The sequence below is a fragment of the Streptomyces sp. NRRL WC-3618 genome, assembly GCF_001280005.1.
GTDB lineage: Bacteria > Actinomycetota > Actinomycetes > Streptomycetales > Streptomycetaceae > Streptomyces.
Window position 1 is genome coordinate 64,410 of record NZ_LGDW01000237.1, and the last position, 10,139, is coordinate 74,548.

At 70.3% G+C, this 10,139-nt stretch carries 9 protein-coding genes, 1 pseudogene and 1 riboswitch; of the genes and pseudogenes, 4 read left to right on the top strand and 6 right to left on the bottom strand.

Annotated features, from left to right (window positions below):
- Nucleotides 1-93: 93 nt before the first annotated feature.
- Nucleotides 94-1,026: a LysR family transcriptional regulator gene (locus ADL01_RS21340; protein WP_053743630.1), complete on the bottom strand. Its 933-nt coding sequence runs from the start codon at nt 1,024-1,026 to the stop codon at nt 94-96.
- Between the two features lie 181 nt (nt 1,027-1,207).
- Between ADL01_RS21340 and ADL01_RS21345 the strand changes: the two genes are divergently transcribed.
- Nucleotides 1,208-2,098, top strand: a complete 891-nt coding sequence (locus ADL01_RS21345) for an SDR family oxidoreductase (RefSeq protein WP_053743631.1) — start codon at nt 1,208-1,210, stop codon at nt 2,096-2,098.
- Between the two features lie 53 nt (nt 2,099-2,151).
- Here the strand turns inward: ADL01_RS21345 and ADL01_RS21350 are convergent.
- The 4 genes and pseudogenes from ADL01_RS21350 to ADL01_RS21365 form a co-directional block, all read right to left on the bottom strand.
- A pseudogene (locus tag ADL01_RS21350) lies at nt 2,152-2,385 on the bottom strand (short-chain dehydrogenase/reductase); the annotation flags it as partial.
- 39 nt (nt 2,386-2,424) lie between these two features.
- A complete protein-coding gene (locus ADL01_RS21355) occupies nt 2,425-2,703 on the bottom strand; it encodes a helix-turn-helix domain-containing protein (RefSeq protein ID WP_234354739.1) in 279 nt (92 codons plus the stop codon).
- A gap of 41 nt (nt 2,704-2,744) precedes the next feature.
- A complete protein-coding gene (locus ADL01_RS21360; RefSeq protein ID WP_053743645.1) occupies nt 2,745-3,125 on the bottom strand; it encodes a type II toxin-antitoxin system RelE/ParE family toxin in 381 nt (126 codons plus the stop codon).
- Between the two features lie 74 nt (nt 3,126-3,199).
- Nucleotides 3,200-5,263: an acyltransferase family protein gene (locus tag ADL01_RS21365; protein ID WP_053743646.1), complete on the bottom strand. Its 2,064-nt coding sequence runs from the start codon at nt 5,261-5,263 to the stop codon at nt 3,200-3,202.
- 258 nt (nt 5,264-5,521) lie between these two features.
- Nucleotides 5,522-5,621, top strand: a riboswitch (cobalamin riboswitch).
- A 64-nt stretch (nt 5,622-5,685) separates the two neighbouring features.
- Between ADL01_RS21365 and ADL01_RS21370 the strand changes: the two genes are divergently transcribed.
- The 3 genes from ADL01_RS21370 (at nt 5,686) to ADL01_RS21380 (ending at nt 8,674) form a co-directional block, all read left to right on the top strand.
- Nucleotides 5,686-6,726 (top strand): FecCD family ABC transporter permease, encoded by a 1,041-nt coding sequence (locus tag ADL01_RS21370; RefSeq protein ID WP_053743634.1) that lies wholly within the window; start codon nt 5,686-5,688, stop codon nt 6,724-6,726.
- Nucleotides 6,727-6,878: 152 nt separating this feature from the next.
- The gene (locus tag ADL01_RS21375; protein ID WP_053743635.1) at nt 6,879-7,646 is read left to right on the top strand and encodes an ABC transporter ATP-binding protein; all 768 of its coding nucleotides are present in this window, start codon (nt 6,879-6,881) and stop codon (nt 7,644-7,646) included.
- 11 nt (nt 7,647-7,657) lie between these two features.
- Nucleotides 7,658-8,674 carry an ABC transporter substrate-binding protein gene (locus ADL01_RS21380; RefSeq protein ID WP_053743636.1) on the top strand — a complete coding sequence of 339 codons (1,017 nt, stop codon included), beginning with the start codon at nt 7,658-7,660 and terminating at the stop codon, nt 8,672-8,674.
- Between the two features lie 148 nt (nt 8,675-8,822).
- On the opposite strand, the gene ADL01_RS21385 is transcribed toward ADL01_RS21380, so the two are convergent.
- Entirely contained in the window at nt 8,823-9,983 is a 1,161-nt protein-coding gene (locus ADL01_RS21385) for an abortive phage infection protein (protein WP_053743637.1), read from the bottom strand.
- Between the last annotated feature and the right edge of the window lie 156 nt (nt 9,984-10,139).

The following is a 10,139-nucleotide window of genomic DNA, read 5'->3' on the forward strand; positions in this document are numbered from 1 at the left end:
GCGCCAGGACGACGTGAATCCCGACGCGACGGCACTGTTCCGGATCGCCGACAAAGTGCTGCCGACGGTGCCGGGCCGGACGGCGGGCTGAGTTCAGGAGCCGCCTGTCAGCAGGGCCCGCGCCACCTTGCGAAACGTGGCGACGAGGCGGCTGCGGTCGTCCGCCCGGTTGGCGAGCACGACGTGGCTCGGCTCGACGCCGTGCAGGGGGATCGTGGTGAGGTCGGGGCGGAGCCGGTCCGTCCCGAGGCCACCGGGGACGATGGCCACCGCCTGTCCGGCGGCGATGAGTTCGAACTTGTCCTCCAGCGCCCGCACGAGCGGCCCCTCCGGTGCCCGGCTGCCGTCGGGGCGCGGATCGATACGCCAGAAGGAGTTCCAGGCCGCGTCCTCCCGTACCCGGGGCAACGACTCGTCGGCGATGTCGTCCAGGGTGACGGACTCCTTGCCGACGAGACGGTGATCGAGGGGGACGACCAGGACCCGGGGTTCCTCGTAGAGGACGGTCACCTCCAACTCGTCGGTGCCGAGCGGGAGTCGGGCGAGCAGGACATCGACCCGGTGATCGAGCAGCGCGGTGCGGGACTCGTCCCAGGCCAGGTGTACGGCCCGTACGTCGGCGTCCGGATGCCGGCGCCGCAACTCCCGTACGGCCGGAGTGACGATCAGGTTCGACGTGTAGCCGACGACGAGACGGCTCGGGTCCGCGGCGGCGCGGGTCTCGGCGGCGGCCCGGTTTGCCGTACGGAGCAGCGCCCTGGCGTGCGGCAGGAAGACCTCGCCGGCCTCGGTGAGGCGGCTCCCCTGCGGGGTACGGTCGAGCAGACGGGCGCCCAACTCCTGTTCCAGGCGCCGGATCTGCCGGCTCAGGGACGGCTGGGCGACCCGCAGGATCTCGGCGGCGCGACCGAAGTGCAGTTGCTCGGCGACGACGGTGAAGTAGCGGACGAGCCGCAGATCGAGGTCGGGGGTGGAGGCGGGTGCGGAGGCTGGGGCGGAGGCGGGTGCGGCGGCTGGGTCCGTCATGTCCCCACGGTAACCGCACAGTTGGCCAGGCCACCTGACGGTGATGAGCGAGCGCTGAGCTGCTGTCATGCCTGATGTGCATTGCTCGTTCCGGAACAGGTCTTGGACCTGGGGCGGGCCGCGCGCGCAGGGTGGAGGTATCCGCCGGGCACTCGTCCGGCAACGGCAACAGGGGTGTGTCATGCGGGTGTTCGTCACCGGTGCGAGCGGGTTCGTCGGTTCCGCCGTCGTACGGGAGTTGCTGGACGCGGGGCACGAGGTGGTCGGCATGGTCCGCTCGGACGAGAGCGCCGCGTCACTGAAGGAGAGCGGGGCCGAGGTCCATCGGGGCACCCTGGACGACCTCGACGGTCTGCGGGCGGGGGCGGCGGCCTCGGAGGGCGTGATCCACACCGCGTACGTCCATGACTTCAAGGACATGGCGGAGGCCGCGCGGACCGACCTGCGGGCCGTGGAGACGCTGGGCGAGGCGCTGGTGGACTCCGGCCGCCCGCTTCTCATCTGCTCCGGCACCGCGTTCTCGCCGGGCACGGTGGCGTCGGAGGACGATCCGGGCGACCCGGACCGGCGCCATATGTACCGGCTCGCTTCCGAGTCGGCGGTGATGCGGCTCGCCGAGCGCGGGGTGCGGGCGTCGGTCGTGCGGCTGCCGCCGTCCGTGCACGGCGAGGGGGACGGCGGTTTCGTACCGCGCCTCGTCGACATCGCCCGTACCAAGGGCGTCTCGGCGTACCCGGGCGACGGCGCCAACCGCTGGGCCGCCGCCCACCGCTTCGACGTCGCCCGTCTGTTCCGGCTGGCACTGGAGTCGGCCCCGGCAGGCACACGGCTGCACGGGGTCGCCGAGGAGGGCATCCCGGTGCGTGAGATCGCCGAGGCCATCGGACGGGGCCTGGGGGTGCCGGTGACATCGGTGCCGCGCGAGGAGACCAGCGACCACTTCGGGTGGCTGGGCAATTTCTTCGCCCTTGACCTTCCGGCGTCGAGCGCGCGGACCCGGGAGCGGTTCGGGTGGCGGCCCGTAGGGGTCGGGCTCCTGGCGGACCTGGATGCGCACTACATGGGCCGGTAGGCCCGGGTGGTCAGGCACCGGGGATGCCCGAGAGTCCTCCGCCTGTCCGGCTGTCACTCCGTGTCGAAGTCCGTCCCCCGGGAGACGTCCTCCCACTCGGTGAGTTCGGCCCGTACGGAGTCCAGGTGCGCGGTCAGGAAGTCGACCGCGTCGCCGCCGAGGGCAAGGCGGAGCGGGGTCTTCTCGGCGTCCAGAGCCAGCAGGATCGCCGCCGCGGCCTTCACCGGGTCGCCGGGCAGGCCACCGTCGTTGCCCTGCACCAACTGCCGGGTCGCGCCGACCTTCTTGCCTCATGAGCTTTGCAGGAGCAGCGCCCGAGCATGCGCTCAGCCAACTTTGCGCAACTCGCCGTCAGCGAAGACAGCGACCATCACCAAGCTGCCGCCCAGCGCCTCGACATACCGCGCCACGACATCCGTACCGGAAACCTGACCGCTCTCGATCTGTGAGACACGCCCCTTGGTCACGCCCATGCGCTCGGCCACCTGAGTCTGGGTGAAGCCGCGCTCCTGGCGCATCTCGACCAGCCGCCAGGCTCGCGCCTCGGCAAGCATGCGCTGGGCACCTTCGAGAAAAGCCTCCCGGTCGCCCGCCAGTTCCTCCACCCGCTCACGGTGTCCACTGGCCGACCATCCGACATATCCGCTCACTGCCCCAACTCCCTTTTTCGGTCGGCGACATACTCGGCGTAACGCAACTCCGCCAACGGGATCGCCTCGTCGTACCAGGCATTCCAGTTGCCGGCCTTGTCTCCAGCGACCAGGAGGATCGCGGAGCGCCACGGGTCGAACATGAACAGAACACGCACCTCACTCCGACCGGCCGAACCCGGACGTAACTCTTTGAGTTGGTGGAGAGACGATCCCTTGATCCGATCGACCAGGGGGCGTCCCTCGGCAGGTCCGTGACAGGCCAGGATCCAGATGGCCTGGTTCACGAGCACGTACGACGCCGGATCGGCCTTCTCCAGGTCGTTCAGCCAATGATCCACCTCGCTGGTCAGGTAGACGTCCCACTGCTCTCCCACCTTCAAACCCTTTCACAGGTTTAGCATTCACTAAACCAGCAAGGGAGAGAACCGCAAGCCGGAACCCAGGAGCTTCACTCGTTCGAGAGCACCTCGGTCAGTCGGTCGCCCAGAACGGGTGCGATCGCCTCCGCGTACGCGTCCGCGATGTGGCTGTCGTCGCGGTAGACGACCGTATTGCCCACCAGGACCGGGCAGTTGCCCTGCGGTGTGCACAGCCAGGGGGTGGGGTCGAGCACCGTCGCGCCGGTCGCCTTCGCCGCGTCGGTCGTCGCCGTTCTGCGGGACTTGTCCCGGATCGCCTCCGGCAGACGCGTCGCGCAGCGGTCCAGCCGGAGGGAGTACATCGCGGCGCAGTCCACCGCGTCCGTCTTCGGCCAGGGGGTGTCCAGCAACGCGACGACTCGCGCGCCGGACTTGCCTATCGCGTCGTACGTCGCCCGGAATCCGTCCGTCCACTGCTGGACCGGGTCCGGCTCCGGATACATCGGGTCGCCCGCGTCCGAGGACGAGACGATCACCAGGGCCGGGCGCAGCGCGGTGATCCGCTCGATCACCCTGGCCCGCCAGGTGTCGCAGGCCGCGTACGGGCCGTCGAACCGGCGCAGGGTGACCTCGGCCGCTTTGCACGACGCCTTCGTCAGCGACACCAGCTTCCAACCACGCTCCCTGGAAAGGCGGTTGAGGGCTGGGAACCACTGGGCCGCGTGGGAGTCACCGAAGAGGACCACGACCTTGCCGGAGGCCACGTCCCCGTACTCGCACGGCGGAACGCTCGTACTGCCGTATGCCACATGGCAGTTGTCCCGGTAGACCGCCGACCGCGCCGGCTTGATCTCGGGGAGGGGTGGGGCGAGGTTGCCGGGCAGGCTGGTCGCCGAGGCCACCAGGAGCTGGCGCAGCCGTAGTTGCGGGTCCGGCGCGGCGGCCATCTCCTGCCTCAGCTGCGGCGCCGGTCGGCCCGAGCCGATCGGGGGCGGGAACGCGTACGCCGTTACGGCGATCAGCGCCGCGCCCGCCGACAGGGCCGTCCCGAGCCGCAGCGCGCGTCCCGGGCGGCCACGGAACGCCGAGTGGAACCGTACGGGGTTCTCCACCAGTCGCAGGGTCGCCCAGGCCAGCACCAGGGCGAGCGCGCAGAGCAGCAGTGCGAGCCGGACGCTGGTCGCCCCAGGGAGTCTGCCCAGCGCAGCGGGGCCTATGAGCAGCAGCGGCCAGTGCCACAGGTACCAGCCGTACGACAGGCCGCCGAGTTTCACCAACGGCCGCCTGACGAGGAGCAGTTGGACACCGTAGCGGGAGGGAGCGCAACCGCCGGCCAGGACGAGGACCGCTCCGAGTACCGGCAGGAGCGCGTGGTATCCGGGGAACGGGGTGTCGTTGCCGTAGAGGACCGCCGCCACGAGTACACAGGCCAGGCCGATCCAGGTCATCGGCGCCGCCAGCCGGGCGGGCAGCCCGCGCAGCCGCCCGGCGGACAGGGCCAGCAGGGCGCCGGCGCCCAGTTCCCAGAACCGGGTGTGCGAACCGAAGTACGCCCAGGAAGGCGAGTACCGCGTCACGGCGACGCTCAGCCCGAACGACAGCAGGCAGAGCACCACGAGCGGCACCGCCAGAAGTTCCCGCCGTCGGCGCGCGAGCCGCCAGCTCAGCAGGAGGAGCAGCGGCCAGAGCAGATAGAACTGCTCCTCCACCGCCAGCGACCAGAAGTGCTGGAACGGCGAGGGTGGGCTTCCCTCGGCCAGATAGTCCGTGCCGCTCGCGGCCAGCCGGAGGTTCACCGCGTAGAACGCGCTGCTGAGCGCGTCTCCGGCGTACTCCTCGAAGCGGACCCTCGACAGGAACAGCCAGGAACCGGTGAGGGTGGCGACGACGACGAGCGTCGACGCGGGGAGGAGCCGGAGTGCGCGGCGGGCGTAGAACCTGCGGATCGACAGGCCGTTCCCCTTGGCCAACTCCCGTGCCAGCAAGGAGGTGATGAGGAATCCGGAGATGACGAAGAAGACGTCGACACCGACATAGCCGCCGCCGAACCCGCGCACACCCGCATGACTGAGGACGACGAGCGACACGGCGACAGCCCGCAGCCCCTGGATGTCGAGCCGCAGCCCGGGACTCCCGGTCGGTCTCGTCGTCACGTTCACATTCGGATTCAGGTTGGGGTCCGGGTCCGGGTTCGGGTTCGGGTTCACGCTGGGATTAGCACTGGCACTGGCACTGGATCTGGCACTGGCACTGGCATCGGTACTGGCACTCATGCTCATCACAGACGGCCGCCCCACTCGAACAGTTGTAGCCCACACCGTCCGGTCACCCAAAATTTTCGGGCCGTCCGCAACCGGCGGCCCCGAAATGACCGGTCCGACGCGTTTGCTACCCTCGCGAAGCGTCCCCTGGGGGAAGTCCGGTGAGACTCCGGCGCTGACCCGCAACGGTATGCACGCCCCCCTGTCCGGCTTTCCGGCCGCGATTTCGGGCGTGCGAGCCCGATTACCCAAGGTGCGCGTGCCCATGTGACCGCTCGCCGCGGACTGCGAGCCGAGGCGAAGGACCGCCGATCGTGCGCCGAATACCCGTCGTGCCGCTGGCCGTTGGGCTCGTTCTGTTCCTGTTGCTCTCCTTGCTGTGCGGGGTCGGGCTGGGGGCGTCCGGGATCGGCTGGGGACAGGTCTTCCGGTTCCTGTGGGACGGGCTCACCGGCGACACCATCCGCGCCGACGACATCGCCTCGTACACCATCGTCTGGGAGCTGCGGCTGCCCCGGGTGGTGCTCGCCGCCGTGGTCGGGGCCGGGCTCGCGGCCGTGGGGGTGGCCGTGCAGGCGATGGTGCGCAACGCGCTCGCCGATCCGTTCGTGCTGGGGATCTCGTCGGGTGCGGCCGTGGGGGCCAACGCCGTGATTCTGCTGGGTGCGTTCGCCGGGCTCGGGGTGTGGGCACTGTCGGTGTCCGCGTTCGCGTCCGCGCTCGCCGCCATGGTGCTCGTGTACGCCGTCGCCCGGTCCGCCGCCCACGGGCTCACCCCGCTGCGGCTGATCCTCACCGGGACCGCGCTGGCGTACGGCTTCGAGGCCGTCACCACCGTGATGGTGTTCGGGGCCGCGCGAGGGGAGGCGGCCAGGTCGGCGATGATGTGGCTGCTGGGGAGCCTGGGCGGAGCCACCTGGGCGCAGGTGCCGATCGCGACGGTGACCGTCCTCGCCGGGTGGGCGTGGCTCGCGCGGCGCGCCGAGTCCCTCAACGCCCTCGCCATGGGCGACGAGACCGCCGCCGCCCTCGGCGTCCAACCGGCGCGGATACGCCGCGAGTTGTTCCTCGTGACCGCCGCCGTGACCGGCACGGTGGTCGCCGTCAGCGGAGCCATCGGCTTCGTCGGGCTCATGGTCCCGCACGTCGTACGGATGCTTGTGGGCGCCGACCACCGACGGGTACTGGCGGTGGCACCACTCGCCGGAGCCGTACTGCTCGTCTGGGCCGACATCCTCTCCCGCCTGCTCCTGGCACCGGCCGAGCTGCCGGTCGGCGTGATCACCGCCGTGGTCGGCGTACCGGCGTTCCTCCTGCTGATGCGACGCGGCGGCTACGCGTTCGGCGGGCGGTGAGGACGGTGAGCGCGATGCGGCTCCGTGCGGAGGGTGGGCCGGCGGACGCGGGGGCCGTACGACCCGTGGAGAACCTCGGCGCCGGGGCAGGCGCAACGGGCTTCCGGCCGCTGACGCGGCGCGGTGGTCGTGCGATCGGGGGGTGGTGAGCGGTGCGCCTCGATGTGGACGGGGTGTCGGTCGACGCGGGTGCCGTGCGGCTTGTCGAGGACGTCACGATGCGGGTCGGCAGCGGGACCTTCGTGGGGCTCGTCGGGCCCAACGGGAGCGGGAAGTCCACCCTGTTGCGGTGCGTGTACCGCGCGTTGCGGCCGGCGGTGGGTGCGGTGCTGCTGGACGGGGTGGCGGTGCACGGTATGGAGCCCCGGGCCGCCGCCCGGGTGCTCGCCGCGCTGCCCCAGGAGTCGTCCGCCGAGTTCGACTTCACCGTCGCGGAGGTGGTCGCGATGGGCCGGCTGCCCCACCTGGCCCGTACGGCCTCCGGCGACCGGGACATCTGCGCCGCCGCCATGGAACGCACCGGCGTCACACACCTCGCCGACCGCGGCTTCCTCGCCCTGTCCGGCGGCGAGAAGCAACGCGTCCTCATCGCACGGGCGTTAGCCCAGCAGCCACGCGTCCTCGTCCTCGACGAACCCACCAACCACCTTGACATCGCCCACCAGTTGGACGTCCTGTCCCTGGTCCGGGCCAGCGGCCTCACGGCGCTGGCCGCCCTGCACGACCTCAACCTGGCCGCCGCCCACTGCGATCTGCTGTACGTCATCGCCGGGGGCCGGGTCGTCGCGTCGGGCCCACCGCACGAGGTGCTCCAACCTGGGCTGCTGGCCGAGGTGTTCGGGGTGCGCGCCCACCCCGTACGACACCCGGAGACGGGTGCCGTACAGCTGCTCTTCGATCTGCTTCCCCCCTCCCGCTAAGGACCCCCCACATGCGCAAGCCAGTCGCGGCCGCCACCCTCCTCCCCCTCTTCCTCTCCCTCCTCGCCACCGGATGCGGAGCCACCGTCGAGAAGCCGTCGGCGAAGGAGTCCTCGTCCGCCGTCACCCTCACCAACTGCGGCCGCCAGGTGACCTACGACAGGGTTCCGGAGCGGGTCGTCACGAACGACGTCGGGATCACCGAGCTGATGTTCGCGCTCGGTCTGGAGGACCGGATGGCGGGGTTCGCCATGCCCGACGACAAGGGCGAGCTGACCGGCGTCCCCTGGAAGGACGGCTACGACAAGGTGAAGTGGCTGTCCAAGCAGCAGCTCACCAAGGAGAACGTCCTCGACGCGCGCGGCGACTGGGTCTTCGCCGGGTGGAACTACGGTTTCCGCGACGACAACGGCTTCACGCCGGACGCGTTGAAGGAGCTCGGCATCCCGTCGTACGTCCTCACCGAGTCCTGCCGCAACGGCCGTACGAAGACCTCGCGCGGGATCATGCCGCCCCTGGACGCCCTCTACACCGACCTCACCAACCTCGGAAAGCTCTTCGGCGTCGAGCAGCGCGCGGCCGCCCTGATCGCGGGCTTCAAGAAGCAGGTCGCGGCCGTGCGGGCCAAGGCGCCCGCGAAGAGCCCCAAGGTGTTCCTGTACGACAGCGGCACGGACGCACCCTTCACCTCCGGGCGGTACGCCGCCCCCGAGGAGGTCATCAGCAAGGCCGGCGGCGTCAACATCATGCACGACCTCGACGACTCGTGGACGACGGTGGGCTGGGAGACGGTGGTCGAGCGCGACCCCGACGTGATCGTCATCTGCGACTACGGGGACGTCAGCGCGGAACAGAAGCGGCGGTTCTTGCTGTCGTACGGCCCGTTGAAGAACGTCTCCGCCGTCAAGCACAAGCGTGTCTTCGTCCTCGACTACGTCGACCTCGTCGAGAGCCCGCGCAACCCGTCGGCGATCGCGCGGCTCGGGGCGTACCTGCGCGAGGTGGCGGACACGGGCCCCGCCTCGTAGGCGGTGACCATGATCAGCCCAGGCCCCGCCCCCCTGGCCCGTCCGGCGTTTGAGGACGAGACCCTTCAGGGCCGAAGCGGGGGTCTGGGGGCGGCAGCCCCAGGGACGGGACGGGAAGGGGCGGCGGGGGCGAAACAAACCCCACCACCTACCTGCACGCATACCGCCGAGCAAGCGCCCGAAACGCCTCCTTCCGCTCCCAGTGCCACGGCGAACTCGCATCACCAGGCCGCTCCTTCACCGCCGCAGCGATGCCATAACTAGCCATGTCAATGTCATAGCGCGGGCAGTCAGCCCGATGCTCCGCATCGGCGGTCCCGAACTCGAACGCCATCGCCGCGTACAACCCCATGGACTCGAAGACATCCAACAGCTCGGTGACATAGACCGCCTGGGTCCGCTCACTGCGCACCAGCTCCCCCTTGATCTCCGCAGGCACCTTGCCGTAGTCGACGACGTCCCACCCCATCCCACCCGCCTGCGGCGCCCCCTCATACGTACAGCTCCCGAACTCGGTGATGGCAACGGGCTTGCCGTACCGCAAGTACCGCCTCAACTCCCGCACGTAATCAGCCCTGTTGGGATACCACGAGTAGTAGTCGACGCCGACGACATCGAAGAGGCCCCAGTCGACTTTGTCGTCCTGCGCGGCGGCATAGCTCAGCCGCCCGTGGAAGACGGACCGCCCGACAGCCGCCGCCTTGGCGGTGAACCGGTCGAGCCGGCGCTGCATCTTCTCCCGGTCCACCGTGCCGTTCAGCATGTTCTGAATCCGCTCCAGGGCAGTCGCCCCGGGGACGATTCCCGGCACGAACAGCCAGAACTCGCAGCCCACGCTGAACTCGACACTCGCCCCCTGCCGCCGCAACCGCTCCGCGTGCCGCCCGGTCTCCGCGAGGTGTTCGAGGATGTCCCGTTCCGGAACGTCTCCGAGGGTCGGCTGGAGCCAGACGTGCATGCCGCGTTCGGCGACCTCGGAGGCGGTGGCGTTCAGCCGCTCGACACCGTCACCGGTGACGTCGACGGTGTCGGCGTGCAGGTCGTCGCGGATCGTGCGGATGTCGGCGCGCATACGGGCGGTACTGAAGCCGGTGGCGGGCGTCTCACCGTCGACGATGGTGTAGACGACACCGTGCCGGGTCAGGCCACCGCCGTGCCCACGGCCGGTGGTCGCAGCGACGCCAGGCCGCTCCACCGCCCGCGCCCCGGCCGGAAGCAGCGCCCCCGAGAGCCCCACGGCAGCGCCACCGGCGAGAAACCGCGCCCGGCTGATTCCCTTGGTCCTGTGGATCCCTTCGCTCTTTTCCATGCCTCCACTGTCCCGAGGCAGGGAGCACCGCGCCGTCCCCCGAAGGTCTACGGCATCGCAACCAAGGGATGCGGCGGCGGCGTCGATCAAAGTAGATCGTCAACAGCCCCCGGACAGAGGAGAACGACATCTCACGCCCCGCGAAGACCCCCACCC

Excerpts from the sequence above, each read along its gene's own strand:
- ADL01_RS21340 (WP_053743630.1), bottom strand. The coding sequence starts at position 1,026 with ATGACGGACCCAGCCGCCGCACCCGCCTCCGCCCCAGCCTCCGCACCC.
- ADL01_RS21345 (WP_053743631.1), top strand. The coding sequence starts at position 1,208 with ATGCGGGTGTTCGTCACCGGTGCGAGCGGGTTCGTCGGTTCCGCCGTC.
- ADL01_RS21380 (WP_053743636.1), top strand. The coding sequence starts at position 7,658 with ATGCGCAAGCCAGTCGCGGCCGCCACCCTCCTCCCCCTCTTCCTCTCC.
- ADL01_RS21385 (WP_053743637.1), bottom strand. The coding sequence starts at position 9,983 with ATGGAAAAGAGCGAAGGGATCCACAGGACCAAGGGAATCAGCCGGGCG.